This is a genomic window from Actinokineospora inagensis DSM 44258, assembly GCF_000482865.1.
GTDB classification, from domain to species: Bacteria; Actinomycetota; Actinomycetes; order Mycobacteriales; family Pseudonocardiaceae; genus Actinokineospora; species Actinokineospora inagensis.
Genome location: NZ_AXWW01000015.1, coordinates 16,732 through 34,467, shown reverse-complemented (window position 1 = coordinate 34,467; position 17,736 = coordinate 16,732). Strand labels below are relative to the sequence as shown.

At 70.8% G+C, this 17,736-nt stretch carries 13 protein-coding genes; 10 read left to right on the top strand and 3 right to left on the bottom strand.

The genetic code is table 11. The features are described from left to right. Positions 1–14: 14 nt before the first annotated feature. Together H504_RS0105625 and H504_RS0105620 are read right to left on the bottom strand one after the other, a co-directional pair. Complete coding sequence (locus H504_RS0105625) at positions 15–770, bottom strand: IclR family transcriptional regulator (protein WP_026421982.1); 756 nt, start codon at positions 768–770, stop codon at positions 15–17. Beyond that, the gene (locus H504_RS0105620) at positions 767–1,714 is read right to left on the bottom strand and encodes a sugar kinase (protein WP_026421981.1); all 948 of its coding nucleotides are present in this window, start codon (positions 1,712–1,714) and stop codon (positions 767–769) included. Before H504_RS0105620 ends, H504_RS0105625 begins: the two co-directional genes overlap by 4 nt. Before the next feature lie 1,361 nt (positions 1,715–3,075). Here H504_RS0105620 and H504_RS0105615 point away from each other — a divergent pair. The 4 genes from H504_RS0105615 to H504_RS0105600 all read left to right on the top strand — a co-directional run bounded on the left by H504_RS0105615 (position 3,076) and on the right by H504_RS0105600 (position 8,713). Beyond that, a complete protein-coding gene (locus H504_RS0105615) occupies positions 3,076–4,377 on the top strand; it encodes an amino acid deaminase (protein ID WP_035303358.1) in 1,302 nt (433 codons plus the stop codon). A gap of 1 nt (position 4,378) precedes the next feature. Continuing rightward, positions 4,379–5,989 (top strand): N-acyl-D-amino-acid deacylase family protein, encoded by a 1,611-nt coding sequence (locus H504_RS0105610; protein WP_026421979.1) that lies wholly within the window; start codon positions 4,379–4,381, stop codon positions 5,987–5,989. Positions 5,990–6,055: 66 nt separating this feature from the next. Beyond that, positions 6,056–7,066, top strand: coding sequence for a lactonase family protein (locus H504_RS33440; protein ID WP_051385523.1), 1,011 nt, complete (start codon positions 6,056–6,058; stop codon positions 7,064–7,066). Positions 7,067–7,177: 111 nt separating this feature from the next. Further along, positions 7,178–8,713 (top strand): beta-N-acetylhexosaminidase, encoded by a 1,536-nt coding sequence (locus H504_RS0105600; RefSeq protein WP_026421978.1) that lies wholly within the window; start codon positions 7,178–7,180, stop codon positions 8,711–8,713. 182 nt (positions 8,714–8,895) lie between these two features. On the opposite strand, the gene H504_RS33435 is transcribed toward H504_RS0105600, so the two are convergent. Then, positions 8,896–9,693: a GntR family transcriptional regulator gene (locus tag H504_RS33435; protein ID WP_051385522.1), complete on the bottom strand. Its 798-nt coding sequence runs from the start codon at positions 9,691–9,693 to the stop codon at positions 8,896–8,898. A gap of 183 nt (positions 9,694–9,876) precedes the next feature. Here H504_RS33435 and H504_RS0105590 point away from each other — a divergent pair, with 183 nt between their 5' ends. The 6 genes from H504_RS0105590 to H504_RS42310 all read left to right on the top strand — a co-directional run bounded on the left by H504_RS0105590 (position 9,877) and on the right by H504_RS42310 (position 17,414). Next, positions 9,877–11,178, top strand: a complete 1,302-nt coding sequence (locus H504_RS0105590; protein WP_026421977.1) for a sugar ABC transporter substrate-binding protein — start codon at positions 9,877–9,879, stop codon at positions 11,176–11,178. A gap of 9 nt (positions 11,179–11,187) precedes the next feature. Further along, positions 11,188–12,165, top strand: coding sequence for a carbohydrate ABC transporter permease (locus H504_RS0105585; RefSeq protein WP_026421976.1), 978 nt, complete (start codon positions 11,188–11,190; stop codon positions 12,163–12,165). Positions 12,166–12,171: 6 nt separating this feature from the next. Next, complete coding sequence (locus H504_RS0105580) at positions 12,172–13,002, top strand: carbohydrate ABC transporter permease (protein ID WP_026421975.1); 831 nt, start codon at positions 12,172–12,174, stop codon at positions 13,000–13,002. Further along, positions 13,002–14,510, top strand: coding sequence for a glycoside hydrolase family 3 N-terminal domain-containing protein (locus H504_RS0105575; RefSeq protein ID WP_026421974.1), 1,509 nt, complete (start codon positions 13,002–13,004; stop codon positions 14,508–14,510). The genes H504_RS0105580 and H504_RS0105575 overlap by 1 nt, the downstream gene beginning before the upstream one ends. A gap of 152 nt (positions 14,511–14,662) precedes the next feature. Beyond that, positions 14,663–16,300, top strand: coding sequence for a glycosyl hydrolase family 18 protein (locus H504_RS0105570; RefSeq protein ID WP_026421973.1), 1,638 nt, complete (start codon positions 14,663–14,665; stop codon positions 16,298–16,300). Positions 16,301–16,478: 178 nt separating this feature from the next. Beyond that, positions 16,479–17,414 carry a GNAT family N-acetyltransferase gene (locus H504_RS42310; RefSeq protein ID WP_211239265.1) on the top strand — a complete coding sequence of 312 codons (936 nt, stop codon included), beginning with the start codon at positions 16,479–16,481 and terminating at the stop codon, positions 17,412–17,414. The last annotated feature ends 322 nt before the right edge of the window (positions 17,415–17,736 follow it).

Here is a 17,736-nt window from a genome sequence, read left to right as displayed (position 1 = left end):
GTGGGTGTTGCCGGTCAGGCCGGGTCGGCCTCGGTGTGCCCGCACGCCGCCGACGCCCGGTCGGCGGCGCGGAGCAGGTCGGGGACGAGCGCGAGCAGCCCGTCGTGGTCGAGCAGCATCCGCGGCACCGACACCGACACCGCCGCGACCACCGCCCCACGCGGCCCCCGCACCGGCGCGGCCACGCAGTGGATGAAGTCCTCGTGCTCGGAGTCGTCGAGCGCCCACCCGCGTTCGGCGACCGCCGCGAGCTCCGCCAGGTACGCCTCGGCGGAGGTGATCGTGTTGTCGGTCATCCGCACGTATTCGATCCCGCGGGCGACCCGCTCGCGCCGCGGCTCGTCGAACGCGGCCACCAGCACCTTCGCCACCGCCGTGCAGTGCAGCGCGGCCCGCTTCCCGACCCGCGAGTACATCCGCACGTGGTGGCGGCTCTCGTACTTGTCGATGTAGACGACCTCGCCGCCCTCATAGCTGGCGAGGTGCACGGTGTGCCCGGTCAGCTCGTTGAGCTCCCGCAACGCGGGCTCGGCGGCCCGCCGCACGTCCCGGCTGTCCAACGACCGGTTGGCCAGGTCGAACAACGCGGTGCCCAACCGGTAGTGCCTGGCGTCGTCGCGCTGCACGAACCGCCGCGCCTCCAGGGTCCGCAGCAGCCGCAGCACAGTCGTCTTGTGCACGCCCGCGCGCTCGGCGAGCTGGTCGAGGGTGCTGGGTCCGTCGGCGAGGGCGTCGAGCAGGGTCAACGCGCGGTCGAGGCTCTGGCTCATCGGATGCCCGCCTCGGTGAAGGTCACCGACGCCCACGTCTCGGCGTCCGCGTCGAGCAGGTCCGCGACCACCGGACCGGTGAGCGGCTCGGTGACGTCGTGGTGGGAGCACAAAACGGTGGCGGCCCGGAGGTGCCCGGCCCGGAGCGCCCTGGCGGGCGGATGCCCGTCGAGCAGCGCCGCGAGGAACCCCGCCGCGAACGCGTCGCCCGCGCCAACCGGCTCGACGACCTCGACCTTGAGCGCGGGCACGAATACCCGGTGATCGCCGGAGATGAGCGTGGCCCCCACATCCCCCTGCTTCACGACGATGGTGCGCGGGCCGGGCAGGTGGTCCCGGATCGCGGCCGGTGTCGTGGTGCCCCACACGGCCTCAGCCTCATCAGCGCCGACGAGCACGATGTCGGCCCGGTCGGCGAGGTCACGCAGCACACCCGGATCGGCCCCGAGCGCCGGGCGCCAGTTGAGGTCGAAGGAGACCTGGTGGGAGGTCCGGGGCAGGTCCATGACCGCCCGAAGGAGAGCGAGACACCCCGGCGACAACGCGGCCGTGATACCGCTGACGTGCACGATCTTGGTCCCGGCGAGGTCGAGCCGCTCGACGACGTCCGGCCCCATCGCGGCCGCCGCCGACCCCCGCCGGTAGTAGCGGACCGGGGTGGTCTTGACGTACAGCCCGGTCGGCCGCGTCGGGTCGACCACAACGCCACTCGTGTCGACCCCCGCCCGCCGCACCGAATCGACGACGGCCCGGCCGAACGGATCATCACCCACCGCGCTCACCCAAGCGGACCGGACCCCGAGGCGGGCCAACGTGCACGCCACGTTCGACTCGGCGCCGCCGATGGTCCGGGTCCACTGGCTGACCCGCTCCACCGGCCCCGGTTCGGCGGGCACGAACACGGCCATGGACTCCCCCAGGCACACCACCTCGGCCACCCGCATCCCCACCCCTCCACGGCCGATTGACCGACACCGGCCAGATGCTACACACTGCGTATCACCTGACGCACTACTCGTTGCAAATCATGCAACCCCTCCGACGTGACGGGCGGGACAGTGCTCTTGCCACAGGCTCCACCCACCGAGCGGCGGACACGCTGCCCTCACGTCTCGCGCGCTCACAGGGGGTCTGCCGGCCCGTCCGTCCTACGGCGGGCTATCTGCGTCCCGCCCGCAACGGGCCACTGTCTACGTCTCGCCACTCACAGCACGCTCGCCGCCCCTCCGCCCCACAAGCAGGACCGCCGCCTGCGTCGCATCCGCCACAACAAGTCGCCGGCTACCTCTCGTCCGCCCACGGCAGGCTCGCTGTCCCTCCGCCCCACAAGCAGGACCGCCGCCTGCGTCGCATCCGCCACAACAAGTCGCCGGCTACCTCTCGTCCGCCCACGGCAGGCTCGCTGTCCCTCCGCCGCACAGCGGGACCACTGCCTGCGTCGCATCCACCCCAATGGGCTGCCGCCCACGTCCCATCCGCCCGAAGCAGGCTCGCTGGCGCGTCCGTCCCACAACGGCTGTCTGCGTTCCAACCGCCCACAACGGGCCAAGGTCTACCACCCGGCCGCCCTTGGCAGACGGGCTGTCCACATCCCATCCGCCCATCCACAGCAGACTCGTCACCCCTCTTGACAAGCCACGATCCGCGCTACCTTCAGGAATGGGCCCCCGGCCCCCGGGTGGGCGGGCTCCTGCCTGGACCCGGGTGGAGCACGAGTCAAGCGCTGGACCGGGTGAGAAGTTGGGGAACAGAAACGGGAACGAGGTGCGGTCGTGGCGGGGGCGCAGTGGTGAGTGCTGTGGCGGCGGCGCCGTGGCGGCGGCGCCGTGGCGGCGGCGGCAAGTGCTGTGGCGGGTAGCGGCTGTGGCACGAGCGGCAGTGGCTGGTGTGGTGGCGGCAAATGCTGCGGCAGGAGCGCGATGGTGAGTGGCGGGGCAGTGGCCATGGCACCAGCGGCGGTAGCTGGTGTGGTGGCGGCGAGTGCTACGGCAAGCGGCGGTGGTGAGTGCTGTGGCGGGATAGCGGCCGAGGCACGAGTGGAGATGGCTGGTGTGGTGCCAGTAGCGGTGGCGGCGAGTGCCGTGGCGAAAGCGGCGGTGGCGGGTGTGGTGGTGCGTGCTGTGACGGAGCAGCGGTGGTGGCGAGGGCGGCTGTGGCACGAGCGGCGGGGGCGGGGGGCTGTGGTGAGCCAGGGGTACGGACGGTGATCACGCTGTCTCGGTGTGGGATCAGTCGACGGGCGGATGTGCGGGGGGTGGGGGCGCGTGTGTGATCGCGGGTGAGTGGTTGGTGGGTCGGGGTTGTGATGGGAGGGCCTGTGGAGCGGGCGGGGATTGACCGGGGCGCGGTGGCGCGGTTGGCCGAGGAGACCTTGGACTGGCGGTTCAAGTCGGTGCCGGGTGGGTTGTTCGGGTTGACCGTGCGGGAGGCGGTGGCGCGGCGGCCGGGGTTGTTCCGGGATGGGTTTGTCGGGCCGGTGGTGGCGTTGGACAACGAGGCGGTCGAGCACAACCTGGAGACCATGGCGTCGTGGTGCGCGGAGCGCGGGTTGGCGTTGGCGCCGCATGGGAAGACGTCGATGGCGCCGTCGTTGTTCGCGCGGCAGATCGATCACGGGGCGTGGGGGTTGACGGCGGCCGCGGTGGGGCAGGCGCGGGTGTACCGGGCGTTCGGGGTGAGTCGGGTGCTGTTCGCGAACGCGCTGGTGGATCCGGGTGGGTTGGCGTGGTTGGTGGGCGAGCTCGCCGATCCGGGGTTCGAGTTCGTGAGCTGGGTGGACTCGGTGCGGGCGGTTGAGCTGATGACCGAGGGGCTCAGGGACGCGCCGCGGGCGGTGGACGTGCTGGTCGAGGTGGGGATCGCCGGGGGGCGGACGGGGGTGCGGGACCAGTCGACGGCGCGGGCGGTCGCCGCGGCGATCGAGCGCAGCCCGGTGTTGCGGTTGGCGGGGGTCGGCGGGTACGAGGGGCCCGCGGGGTCGGACGGCGGCGACGAGAGCTTGGCGGCGGTGGACGCGTTCCTGCGGCGGGTGCGAGAGACCGTGGTCATGTTGCGGGGGCGGTTCGAGACCGAGCGGGTGATCGTCACGGCGGGGGGCAGCGCGTTCTTCGACCGGGTCGCGGACGCGCTCACCGCGCCGTGGCCCGCGGGGCTGACCGTTCTGCCGGTGCTGCGCAGCGGCGCCTACATCACCCACGACGACGGCTTCTACCGCGACATCTCCCCGTTGGGCGCGCACCCGAGGCTGACCGAGGCCCCGCCGCTGCGGTCGGCGTTGCGGGCGTGGGCGCAGGTGACGTCGCGGCCCGAGCCGGGGTTGGCGCTGCTGGCGGTCGGCAAGCGGGACGTGCCCTACGACCTGGACCTGCCCGAGCCGCAGGTGCTGCGCAACGCCGCCGGGACGCACGCGCTCAACGGGGCGCGGGTGACCGCTCTCAACGACCAGCACGCGTTCCTGGCGCTCGAGGACGACTCGACCGTCGAGGTGGGTGACTGGGTCGGGCTCGGCCTGTCGCACCCGTGCACGGTGTTCGACAAGTGGCAACTGGTGCCGCTGACGGGGACCGACGGGGAGACGGTCGTGGACCTTGTCCGTACCTTCTTCTGACATGGACGCACCGGAACTCCTCTTCCGAGGGGCAACAGTCGTGGACGGCACCGGCTCCCCCGGTTACCGGGCCGACGTTCGGGTGGTGGCCGGTCGGATCGCCGCGATCGACCCGACCGGCTGCCTGCCGACCACCGGCGCGAGCGCGGTGGACGCGGGCGGGTTGGTGCTGGCGCCCGGGTTCGTCGACATGCACTCGCACTCGGACCTGCGGCTGCTGGCCGAGCCCGACCACGTGGCGAAGGTGTCGCAAGGCGTGACGCTGGAGGTGCTGGGGCAGGACGGCTTGTCGTACGCGCCGGTCGACGACGCGACGATCGAGGTGCTGCGGGCGCAGTTGGCTGGCTGGAACGGCGACCCGGAGGGGTTCGACTGGAACTGGCGCACCGTCGGCTGCTACCTGGGCAGGTTGGACAAGGGCATCGCCGTCAACGCCGCCTACCTGGTGCCGCACGGCACGGTGCGGATGCTGGTGATGGGCTGGGACGACCGCCCCGCCACCACCGACGAGATCCACCGCATGCGCGCGGTCGTCGCCACCGGGCTCCGGGAAGGCGCGGTCGGCCTGTCCGCCGGGCTCACCTACGCCCCCGCCATGTACGCCGACCTGGCCGAACTGGATGCGCTGTGCGAGGTCGTCGCCGCGCACGGCGGCTACTTCAGCCCGCACCACCGCAGCTACGGCGCGGGCGCGTTGGACGCCTACCGGGAGATGGTGGACCTGAGCCTGCGCACCGGCTGCCCGCTGCACCTGGCGCACGCCACGATGAACTTCCCGGAGAACAAGGGCCGCGCGGGTGACCTGCTGGCGCTGCTCGACGAGGCGGCGGCGCGCGGCGCGGACATCACCCTGGACAGCTACCCGTACCTGGCGGGCGCCACCTACCTGTCCGCGCTGCTGCCGAGCTGGGCGGCGGCGGGCGGCGCCGACGACACACTGGCCCGACTGTCCGATGTGGACACCCGGGCGCTGGTCAGGGCCGATCTGGAGGTGACCGGCTCGGACGGCTGCCACGGCGTCCCGGTGGACTGGACCACCATCGAGATCAACGGGGTGCGGCTGGACCGCAACCGGCACCTGGTCGGCCGCACCGTCGCCGAGTCGGCCGCCGCGGCCGGGGTGGACCCGTTCGACCTGTTCGCCGACACGCTGGTCGCCGAGCGGCTGGGCACCTCCTGCCTGATGCACGTCGGCCACGAGGACAACGTGCGGGCGATCATGCGGCACGCCGCGCACACCGGCGGCAGCGACGGCCTGCTGGTCGGCGACCGGCCGCACCCGCGCGGCTGGGGCACCTTCCCCCGCTACCTCGGCCACTACGTGCGCGAGCTCGGCGTCCTCGGCCTGGAGGAGTGCGTGGCGCACCTGACCGGCCGGGCCGCCCGCAGGTTGCGGCTGACCGACCGCGGCCTGGTCCGGGTTGGCCACGCCGCCGACCTGGTCCTGTTCGACCCGGCCACGGTCGGCGACACCGCCACGTTCGCCGAACCGCGGCAGCGGGCAACCGGGATCGAGCACGTTCTCGTCAACGGGGTGCCGGTCCTCACCGACGGGGAGCCGACCGGCGCCCTGCCCGGCCACTCCCTGCGCCGCACCGGCGCCACGCTCTGAACCCCGGACCGACAGCTCTGACCGACCTCCTCGATTCCCGGCCCCGAAACGAACAGGCGCACCGTTGTGACCACCGCAGACCTGACCGCGTACATCGGAACACTGGGCGGCGACGGGCTCGTCGTCGCGGGCGGGGAGGACGGTGCGCTGACCGTGGTCGGCGCGCTGCCCGAACTGCCGGAGCCGTCCGCGCTGGCGTTCTCCGCCGACGGCAAGACCCTGTACGCGACGGCGGAACTGCCCGATGGCCGGGTGAGCGCCGTGGACATCACCGACCCGCGGCAACCCGCCGTCTGGGGCTCGCAACCCTCCGGCGGCGCGGGACCGACGCACCTGGCCGTGTTCGGCGACTACCTGGTCACCGCGCACTACACCGACGGCGTGGTCGCCTCGCACCCGTTGGCCGGTGACGGCTCGATCGGCCCGCTGGCCTGCGCGCTGCTGCACGAGGACCCGACCACCGGCGCCGCCCCGCACGCGCACCAGGTCGTGCCGGACCCGTCCGGGCGGTGGCTGCTGGCGGTCGACCTCGGCCTGGACACGGTGTTCGTGCACCGGCTCGACCAGGTCACCGGGCAGATCACCGAGCACTCCCGGCTGCGGCTGCCCGAGGGCACCGGCCCCCGGCACCTGGTGTTCGACCCGGACGGCAGCCGGGTCCACGTGCTCGGCGAGCTCAAGCCGACGCTGACCACGGCGACCTGGGACGCCGACGCGGGCACCCTGGCGGCCACCGGGAACGTCGTGGTGACCGGGCCGGGCGCGCCGGTGCCGACCTACCCGGCGGAGATCGCGGTGAGCCCGGACGGGCGGTTCCTCTGCGTGACCACGCGCGGCGAGGACGCGGTGGCGGTTTTGCGGATCGAGCCGGGTGCGCCACAATTGGTCCAGACCTCACCGACCGGTGGGGCGTGGCCGCGGCACTGCGCGTTCGGACCGGACGGGACCAGTCTGTACGTGGCCAACCAGAACTCCGGCGCGGTCACCCGGCTGCCCTGGGACCCGGCCGCGGGGCGGCTCGGACCGGCGGCGGTGGCCGTCACTGTGCGTGGTGCCTGCTGGGTCGCCTTCGCCTGACCGGGTGGAGCTTGTGCCACCGGAGCGGCCGCCCTACCATCCACAGCATTGCCGCCAGTGAAACATAGGTTGCACATTGTGCAACCTGGTGGATTGAAGGGAACGGACCCGATGACCGGCTTCGCGACCCTGCTCCCCCGGCCGGTGTCGGCCAGGGCGGCGGCGGGAGAGCTGGCGGTGGACTCGCCCGCGGCGCTGCTCGACCCCTCCACAGTGGCGCTCGACCCGACCGCCGTGCCACACCCCGGGGGATACCGACTTTCCATCTCGCCCACCGGGGTCACCGCCGTCGCGCACGATCCGGCAGGCGCCTTCCACGCCACCCAGACCCTGCGCCAACTGCTCGGCCCGGACGCCTTCCGCGCCGCCGACATCCACGACGGCCCGTGGACGCTGCCGTGCGGCGAGATCGAGGACCACCCGCGGTTCGGCTGGCGCGGCGTGCTGCTGGACGTGGCCAGGCACTTCATGCCGAAGGCCGCGGTACTGCGGTTCCTGGACCTGATGGCCGCGCACAAGCTCAACGTGCTGCACCTGCACCTGACCGACGACCAGGGCTGGCGGGTCGAGGTCCCCGGCTACCCCAGGCTCACCGAGGTCGCCGCCTGGCGGGCGGGCACCTGGGTGGGCAGGCAACCCGACGGCGACCCGACGCACGACAACCGCCCGCACGGCGGCTACTACCCGACCGCCGACCTGCGCGAGATCGTCGCCTACGCCAAGGCCCGGCACATCACCGTGGTCCCCGAGGTCGACCTGCCCGGACACAGCCAGGCCGCCATCGCCGCCTACCCGGAACTGGGCGTCACCGGGGACCAGGTCGACGTCTGGCACGGCTGGGGCGTCAGCGAGGTCGTGCTCGACCCGTCGGAGACCACGCTGACCTTCCTGCGCGCGGTGCTCGACCACGTCATGGACATCTTCGACTCCGAGGTCATCTGCCTCGGCGGCGACGAGGTGCCCACCACCCAGTGGCACGACAGCGTCCCGGTCAAGGAGCGGGTCCGCGACCTGGACCTGGACTCCCCGGACGACCTGCACGGCTGGTTCATCCGGACGCTGGCCCGCCACCTCGCCGCGAACGGGCGACGCACGCTGGGCTGGGACGAGATCATCGACGCCGGTGACCTGCCGGAGGGCGCGATCGTGGCGTCCTGGCGGGGCGAGGCAGCGGGTGTGCGCGCCGCCGTCGGGGGGCACGATGTGGTCATGTGCCCGGAACAGCGGGTCTACCTCGACCACCGCCAGTCCGACAGCCCGGACGAGCCGATCCCGGTCGGCTTCGTGCGCACCCTGGCCGACGTGCGGGCGTACGAGCCCATCCCGGCGGAGTTGCCCGAGCACGCGCACCACCGGGTGCTCGGCGCGCAGGCGCAACTGTGGTCGGAGTACTTCGACAATCCGCGCCGGGTCGACTACGCTGCCTTCCCCCGCCTCGCGGCGTTCGCGGAGGTGGTGTGGAGCCCGCGGCTGGAACCGGGAACCGGTGCCGACGACGCGAGTCCCGTCGAGGAGTTCGTGGACCGCGTGGCCGAGCACCACCTGCCCCGGCTCGACGCACTCGGGGTGGAGTACCGGCCGCTGACCGGTCCGCTGCCCTGGCAGCGCAGACCCGGCGTGCCGGGCCGCCCCCGCGCGGACCGGTGAGCGCCGCCGCACCGTCCCCACCGCGCGGCACGCCGGACCGACCGCTCTACCGACCACCGCTCGACCCAGCACGGTGGACAGACCCAGCACGGCGGACAGGAGAGGAGCCAGGCGGACCGCGGTCCGAACGCGGCCGGGGAATTCATTCCGGTCCGGTTCGCCGACCGGACCGGATAACGCGCTCAGAGTTCTCGGCCGCCTTCCCCGGATACGTCCGACGAGTGGACGACGTTCGGCGAGACGAGGGTGGCAACGAACTTGTAACGGTCGCCCCGGTAAACGGAGCGGACCCATTCCACCGGCCTGCCCTCGGTGTCGAAGGAATGGCGGGAGAGCAGCAGCATCAACGCGCCCGCCTCGTTTCCGAGCAGCGCGGCCTCGGCCGGGGTGGCCAACGCGGTCTCTATCGTCTCCTCCGCGTGGCCCAGTTCAACGCCGTAGCGCTCGTAGAGCACGCCGTAGAGCGAGCTGTCCCCGACGTAGCGGTCGAGGCCGGGGAAGCGGGGCAGCGGCAGCCGCGAGGTCTCGATCGCCATCGGCTCGCCGTCGGCCCGGCGGAGCCTGCGCAGCCGCAGCACGTCGTCGCCGGAGCGGATGCCCAGCAGGGCGGCCAGCTCGGGGTCGGCGGCCCCTATCCGGGCGTCGAGCAGGGACGACGTCGGTCTGCGGCCGTGCGAGCGCATGTCCTCGGTGTAGGAGGACAGTTGCAGCCGCTGGGTCAGCTTGCCCTCGCCCGCGAAGGTGCCGCTGCCGTGCACCCTGGTCAGCCTGCCCTCCGCGGTCAGCTCGGCGAGCGCTTTGCGCACGGTCGTGCGGGACACGCCGAACTCGCTGGCCAGGGCTCGCTCCCCGGGCAGCGAGCCGCCGGGGGAGACGGCGCGCAGCAGCTCGGCGAGCCGCTCCTTGAGCTCCCAGTGCTTCGGTGTTCGAGGCGATTTTTTGCCGTTTTCCACGGCATCGCCGGGCAGGTTCTCACCCATGTTGTTCCTTGCTCGCCCATGCGTCGGCGACCCGCGTCGAGACGGACATCTGATGTCACGTTTAAGCATTTATCTTGACAAGCCCGAGAAGTACGGACCACTCTAATCGCAATGGTCTAAACCACTCAAGTCCTTCGCTCCCCTCGTGCCGGGGGGAGCAGCGTCCGGAAGGAATGCATCACTGTGAGAGTTTGGTCGAAGGCTTTGATCGGAGGGGTCGCGGTCGCCCTGACGGTCGCGGGGTGTGCCGGGTCCGGGAGCAGCTCCAGCTCCAGCGGCACCACGACGGCACCGCCCGCCGGCCCGCGCACCATCACCGTGTGGCTGATGAACGGCTCGGCGCCCACCACGCTGACCGACGAGCTGAACAAGGAGTTCCAGGACTCGCACAAGGACGTCACCGTCAAGTACGAGATCCAGCAGTGGAACGGCATCCAGGACAAGCTCACCACCGCGCTGGCCAGCAACAACCCGCCGGATGTCATCGAGATCGGCAACACCCAGGCGCCGAAGTTCGCCAGTGACGGCGTGCTCGAGGACGTCACCGCCAACGTCAACGACTTCAACGGCGCCAACTGGCTGGCCAGCCTCAAGGCCTCCGGCCAGTGGGACGGCAAGCAGTACGCCGTGCCGTTCTACGCGGCCAACCGCGAGATCCTCTACCGCAAGGACCTGTTCGAGCAGGCGGGCATCACCGCCCCCCCGACCTCGCGGCAGGAGTGGCTCGACGCGATCGGCAAGCTGAAGGCCAAGTTCGGCAGCGACCCGAACTTCCAGGCCCTCTACCTGCCCGGCCAGAACTGGTACACCCTGCTGTCGTTCATCTACGACGAGGGCGGCGACATCGCCAAGCAGGACGGCAAGAAGTTCACCGGCTCGCTGGAGACCCCCGAGGTCAAGGCGGCGCTGGACTTCTACAAGCAGCTCGTGGACGTCTCCGGCACCAAGGCGCCCAAGGACGCCGACGAGCAGACCCCGGAGCAGGCGGGCATCTTCGGCCAGGGCAAGGTCGCGATGATGGTCGCGCTGCCGTGGGAGGTCGCCACCGCGGCCAAGTCCGACCCCACCATCAAGGACAAGACCTCGGGCTTCCCGATCCCGTCGAAGACCGCCGGGCAGACCGCGCCGGTCTTCCAGGGCGGTTCGGACCTGGCCATCCCGGGCAACAGCAAGAACAAGGACCTGGCCCGCGAGTACCTGAAGCTGATCACCAGCGACAAGTACCAGGCCCAGTTCGCCAAGGCGGGCATGATCCCGGGCACCTCCAAGGACGTCAGCGCGCTGCAGGCGGACCCGGTGAACGCGGCCATGGCCAAGGCCTCCCCCAACGGCAAGTCCACCCCGGCCACCCCGGGCTGGGCCACCATCGAGGCCGGTCAGAACCCGATCAAGGACATGCTGACCGCCTACCTGACCGGGGCGAAGACCTTCGAGCAGGCCACCAAGGACGCTGACGACGCGCTGAACAAGGCGTTCTCCAGCTAGAGGGACATGATGACCTCAACCGTGGACACCGCGCGGTCGGCGGGGACTCCCCCGCCGGCCGCGCGGCCCGGCGTCCGGCGCCGGGCCCGTCGCTCCCTGTCCGACCTGGCCACCCCCTACCTGATGCTGGGCCCCGCCGTGCTGGTGATGCTGGCGCTGCTGTGCTGGCCCGCGGTGCAGGTGCTGTTCATCAGCTTCCGCAAGCTCGACCTCGGCGAACTGGTGCGCGGCGAGGTCAAGTGGGTCGGCTTCGACAACTACAAGAACGTGCTGACCGACCCGGACTTCTGGGTCATCAGCCTGCGCACCGCCGTCTTCACCGTCGTCCTGGTCGCCTCGACGCTGCTGATCGGCCTGGGCATCGCCGTGCTGATGCGCCACCTCGCCGGGTGGGTGCGGGTGGTGCTGCAGGTCTGCCTGGTGCTGGCCTGGGCCACCCCGATCGTGGCGACCACCACGATCTTCCAGTGGATGTTCGACCAGAACTACGGGATCCTCAACAAGACCCTGGTCAAGCTGGGCTTCGACTCCTACCAGGGCTACTCCTGGTTCAGCACCGGCACCAGCACGCTGACCGTCATCGGCATCCTGATCGTGTGGCAGGCGGTGCCGTTCATCGCGTTCACCCTCTACGCCGGGCTCATCGGCACGCCGAAGGACCTCTACGAGGCCGCCGCCATCGACGGCGCCAACGGCTGGTCCGCGTTCCGCGCGGTCAGTTGGCCCTCGGTGCGCCCGCTGCTGATGCTGACCACGTTCCTGTCCGTGCTGTGGGACTTCCGGGCGTTCACCCAGGTCTGGGCGATCCGCCAAGGCGGCCCGGACGGCAAGAGCACGACCCTGCCGGTGCTGCTCTACCTCAAGGGCATCGCGGGCAGCCACTTCGGCGTCTCGGCCGCGGTCGCGGTGCTGATGCTGGTCATCCTGGTCGCGGTGACCTGGCGGTACGTCCGGCTGCTGGTCCGCTCACCGGAAACGGAGCTCTGAGCCATGCTGCGAAAGTCCCGCGCCCAGCGGGTGGTGCTCACGGTCTTCGGGCTGCTGGTCGCCGCGGTCTTCGTGTTCCCGGTGTACTGGATGTTCACCACCGCCCTGAAGACACCGGCGCAGATCCTGTCCCCGGACTACGACCTGATCCCGCTGTCGGCGACGCTGAAGAACTTCACCAACGCCATCACCAAGCCCGACTTCGGCACCTTCCTCACCAACAGCCTCGTCGTGACCCTCGGCGCGGTCGCCTGCGCGCTGCTCGCGGGCATGCTGGCCGCGGTGCCGCTGGCCCGGCTGCGCTTCCGCGGCCGCAAGGGCTTCATCCTGCTGGTGCTCGTCGCCCAGATGGCGCCGCTGGAGGCGCTGTTCGTGCCGATGTACCTGATCATGCGCGACGCCGACCTGCTCAACTCGCTGCTCGGCCTCGGCCTGGTCTACGTGGCCTTCACGCTGCCGTTCACCGTGTGGACGCTGCGCGGCTTCGTCAAGGGCATCCCGGTTGAGCTGGAGGAGGCCGGGATGGTCGACGGCTGTGGACGCTGGGGGGTGTTCCGCCGGATCACCTTCCCGCTGCTGGGCCCCGGCCTGGTGGCGACCTCGGTGTTCAGCTTCATCACCGCGTGGAACGAGTTCCTCTACGCCCTGGTGTTCATGCGCGAGAAGGACAAGCAGACGCTGCCGGTGTGGCTCTCGTCGTTCAAGACCGCGTTCGGCACCGACTGGGGCGGCATCATGGCCGCCTCGGTGATCTACGCGATTCCCGCGCTGATCTTCTTCCTGCTGGTCCAGCGCAAGCTGGTCTCCGGCGCGACCGCCGGGGCGGTGAAGGGCTGATGGCCGAGGCGAACTCCCGTCTGCGCGCACTGGCCGAGGCGGTGCTGCTGCCCGGTTTCACCGGCACCACCGCCCCGGACTGGGTCCGCGCCCGGCTCGCCGCCGGGCTGGGCGGGGTGGTGCTGTTCGGGCGCAACATCGTCGACGACGAGCAGGTCGCCGCGTTGACCGCGCAACTGCGCGCCGAACGCGACGACGTGGTGGTCGGCATCGACGAGGAAGGCGGCGACGTCACCAGGCTCGACGTCGCCACCGGCTCCAGGCTGCCCGGACCGCTGGCGCTCGGCGCGGCGGGCGACCTCGGCCTCACCGCCGACGTCGGCGCCGCGCTGGGCGCCCGGCTCGCCGCCTGCGGGGTCACCCTGGACCTCGCGCCGTGCGCGGACCTGACGCTCACCCTGGACGACCCGATCATCGGCGTGCGCGCCTTCGGCTCCGACCCGTACGCGGTGGCCGCGCACGTGGGCGCCTACATCCGCGGCATGCAGAGCGCGGGCGTGGCGACCTGCGCCAAGCACTTCCCCGGGCACGGGGCGGCCACCTCCGACTCGCACTTCACCCTCCCGGTGCTGCCCCGCACACCGGAGGAGCTCGACGCGATGGAACTGGTGCCGTTCCGGGCCGCCATCGCCGCGGGCACCCGGTCGGTGATGACCGGGCACCTGGTGGTGCCGCGCTGGGGCGACGACCCCGCCACGGTCAACGCCACCGCCATCCAGGAGGTGCTGCGCGGGCAGTTGGGCTTCACCGGCGCGGTCGTCACCGACGCGCTGGAGATGGGGGCGGTCGCCGGGCACCTGGGCAACGCCGCCGGGCTCGCCGACGCCTCGGTCCGCGCCCTGAGGGCGGGTGCGGACGCGCTGTGCGTCGGCGGCGAGATCTCCGACGCCGACGCGATCTCGGCGGTGATCGACCGGATCGTGGCCGCGGTCGAGGCGGGCACGCTCACCGAGGAACGGCTCGCCGAGGCCGCCGAGCGGACCAGGTCGCTGAGCAGCCTGGGCACCGGCACCCTGGTGACCAGGGACGAGGTCGAGCTGGGGATGACCGTGGCGCGCAAGGCGCTGCGGACCACCCACCTGCCCGCGCTGTCCGACCGACCGCTGGTGGTCGACGTCGTGGTGGAACCGACCATCGCGGCGGGCAACGTCCCGTGGGGCCTGGGCCCGCACGTGGCGGAGCTGCTGCCGGGGTCCACGGCGGTGCGGGTGACCGCGGCCGAGCCGGGCGACCTGCTGGAGCGGGCGCACGGGCGCGAGGTCGTGGTGGCCACCCGGGACGCCCACCGGCACCCGGCGGTGCTCGACCTGGTCAGCGGCCTGGTCCGGGCCGCGGCCTCGGTCGTGCAGGTCGAGACCGGCGCACCGGGGCCCGAACTGGGCACGCTGGGCCGGATCGACACCTTCGGCGGTTCGTGGGCGAGCCTGCGTGCCGCCGCCGAGGTGATCGCCGGTTCGGCGGTTTCCGGGCGACTCAGACATACCGACCCCACCGGCCTGACGAATTAGTGACCGCGCGTAGTCCCACGCGCACCAGTGCGGTCCACTCGATTGACACGATTAGTCCGTCCGAGTGAGACTATTGGTCTAGACCTTGTCCCGAATAATTGGTCTGGACCACGGTAGACACTGTTATCCCTGCTCCCCTTCGAGGTGAACAATTGTCCAGGTTCCGATGGCATCTCACCGCGGCCGCTGTGGCCGCGGCGGCTGTCACGCTCGGGATCGTGGTCGCGCCAGCCAGTGGCGCGACCACTCCCACAGCCGAATTCCAGAAAACCAGTGACTGGGGCACCGGCTTCAGCGGCAAGGTGACCATCACCAACGGTGGCTCCACGGCGCTGTCCAGTTGGGCGGTGGAGTTCGACCTTCCGTCGGGCACCTCCATCCCGTCCGCGTGGGACGCGGCGCTGACCAAGACGGGCGACCACTACAAGTTCGCCAACCTGTCCTGGAACGGCTCCGTCCCGGTCGGTGGCACCGCCTCGTTCGGCTTCAACGGCACCGGGCCGGGGAATCCGAGTAACTGCACGCTCAACGGCGCGGCTTGCTCCGGTGGTACGGGTCCCACGACCACCACGACCAAGACGACGACCACCACGAGCACCACCAAGACCACGACGACCACCAGCAGCACGACCACCACGAAGCCGTCCACGACGACGACCACCACCACGACCAACCCCGGCGGTGGCGGCGGCAAGACGATCGGCTACTTCGTGGACTGGGGCGTCTACGGCCGCAACTACCACGTCAAGAACATCGACACGAGTGGCTCGGCCGCGAAGTTGACGCACATCAACTTCTCGTTCGGCAACGTCACCAACGGCCAGTGCGCCATCGGCGACTCCTACGCCGATTACGACAAGGCCTACACGGCCGACCAGAGCGTCGACGGTGTCGCCGACAACTGGGACCAGCCGCTGCGCGGCTCGTTCAACCAGTTGATCAAGCTGAAGAAGAAGTACCCGAACCTGAAGGTCCTCTGGAGCTTCGGTGGCTGGACCTGGTCCGGCGGCTTCGGCCAGGCGTCGAAGAACGCCGCCGCCTTCGCGAACTCGTGCTACAACCTGATCAACGACTCGCGCTGGAAGGGCCTGTTCGACGGCATCGACATCGACTGGGAGTACCCGAACGCCTGTGGTCTGTCCTGCGACACCAGCGGCCCGGACGCTCTCAAGACCCTCCTGTCCGCGCTGCGCAGCAAGTTCGGCTCGAGCTTCCTGATCAGCGCCGCCATCACCGCCGACGCCTCCGACGGCGGCAAGATGGACGTCACCGACTACAACGGCGCCGTGCAGTACCTCGACTGGGTCTCGCCGATGACCTACGACTTCTTCGGCGCGTGGGACGCCAAGGGCCCGACCGCCCCGCACTCCCCGCTGACCTCGTACGCCGGTATCCCGCACGACGGCTTCAACACCGCTGACGCGATCAACAAGTTGAAGGCCAAGGGCATCCCGTCGAACAAGATCCTGCTGGGCGTGGGCTTCTACGGCCGCGGCTGGACCGGCGTCACCCAGGCCGCCCCCGGCGGCACGGCGACCGGCGCGGCCCCGGGCACCTACGAGGCGGGCATCGAGGACTACAAGGTCCTCAAGAACAGTTGCCCGTCGAACGGCACCATCGCGGGCACCGCGTACGCCTACTGCGGTTCCAACTGGTGGAGCTACGACACCCCGGCGACCATCGCGGGCAAGCGCAACTGGGCCAACTCGCAGGGTCTCGGCGGCACCTTCTTCTGGGAGCTGTCCGGTGACACCACCAACGGCGAGCTGATCAGCGCACTGCGCGGCTAGATCTCCGGCTGGGACGGGCCGGATGTGGGCGGCTGCCCGGGTCAACCCCGGGCAGCCGCTCAGCCCGTTGCCGCCAAGCCCGGGAAAGCCTCCCGGTGTAGACCGAACGGACTTCATCTCTCTTCATCTCACTGCCGTCCACTCGGTACTGGGCGGAGTGCTCACGCGGAGGTGCCACGTGGACGTGGACGACGGGGACGCGGGACTGGAGCTGGTACACCTGCTGCGCCGGATCACCGGCAGGCTCGACCTGATGGGCTCGGAGTTCGCCGCTGCCAACGGCCTGCACCCGACCGATCTGCGCGCGCTGATCCACCTGCTGGACGCGCGGCGCGAGGAGATCCCGGCGACACCGGGTTGGCTCAGCGGCAAGCTGGCGCTCAACTCCGCCTCGGTCACCGCGCTGGTCGACCGCCTGGTCCGCGCCGGGTACGTGCGCCGGACCCGGGACAACAGGGACCGCAGACGGGTGCTGCTGACGGTGCAGGACGAGGCCGTGCGCCTCGGCTGGTCCTTCTACGGCGGCATCATCACCGACATGGTCGACGCCATGCGCGAGTTCGACGGGGGCGAGCTGGCGGTCGCCCGCCGCTTCCTGGAACGCATGCACGACGTGGTGCGAGCGGACAAGCCGAGCAAGCCGGTGGTTCGGTTGTTACCGCTGGATGAGGCCACTACGGAGCGGTTGCTGACGGTGGCTGTGCATGAGGCGCGGCCGGTGGATGTGATGCCGGTGCAGGAGGCGACGATTACGTGGACACCTGCGGCGGAGAACGCCTTTCGTGAGTTCCATCGGTCGCACTTTGAAGGGGCCAATGGGACTGTGATGTATGCGGTGGAAGCTGAAGGCAGTCTGACTGGGATGATTCGGATGGCGCGGGTTTCTCAGGATGAGGCGGAGACCGGGATGTGGTTGGGGCGGTCGGCGCGGGGGAAGGGGATTGGGACTGCCGCTTTGCGGGCTCTGGTTGCTGAGGCTGCGGCGGTGGGGGTTCGGACGATAGTGGCGGATACGGCGTCGGGGAACTCGGCGGCGTTGGGTGCGTTGCGGACTTGTGGGGCTACGTTGACTCATCATGGGGATGATGTGCGGGCTGAGTTGCCGATAGGGTGAGGTGTTGCTGCGAATCGCGTCTCTGGCTTGGGCTGGGGGCGCGATTTGCGTTTGATGGGGCTCTGGGCCTCGGCTTCGCCTCGGGGTTCGGCCTGGTCGCCTTCGGCGACGCCGGCGCTTGGGCGCCAGATTAAAGCTGGGGTGCCCGTTGTGGTGAAGTTGTTTTGTTTGGGGCCCCTAGCGGTAGCCTGGGTAAGGCTAAAAGGCGGGGCCACTGGAAAGCGTGGCCTTACCCGCCGGCCGGCTTAGGCCACCGCTCCCCCCAAACAAAACAACTCCACCACAACGGGCGGTTGGTGTCGGCGGGTCCCGAGGCGCGCGG

Coding starts and splice junctions, on each gene's coding strand:
- H504_RS0105625 (WP_026421982.1), bottom strand. CDS start 770: ATGAGCCAGAGCCTCGACCGCGCGTTGACCCTGCTCGACGCCCTCGCC.
- H504_RS0105620 (WP_026421981.1), bottom strand. CDS start 1,714: ATGCGGGTGGCCGAGGTGGTGTGCCTGGGGGAGTCCATGGCCGTGTTC.
- H504_RS0105615 (WP_035303358.1), top strand. CDS start 3,076: ATGGGAGGGCCTGTGGAGCGGGCGGGGATTGACCGGGGCGCGGTGGCG.
- H504_RS0105610 (WP_026421979.1), top strand. CDS start 4,379: ATGGACGCACCGGAACTCCTCTTCCGAGGGGCAACAGTCGTGGACGGC.
- H504_RS0105600 (WP_026421978.1), top strand. CDS start 7,178: ATGACCGGCTTCGCGACCCTGCTCCCCCGGCCGGTGTCGGCCAGGGCG.
- H504_RS33435 (WP_051385522.1), bottom strand. CDS start 9,693: ATGGGTGAGAACCTGCCCGGCGATGCCGTGGAAAACGGCAAAAAATCG.
- H504_RS0105585 (WP_026421976.1), top strand. CDS start 11,188: ATGACCTCAACCGTGGACACCGCGCGGTCGGCGGGGACTCCCCCGCCG.
- H504_RS0105575 (WP_026421974.1), top strand. CDS start 13,002: ATGGCCGAGGCGAACTCCCGTCTGCGCGCACTGGCCGAGGCGGTGCTG.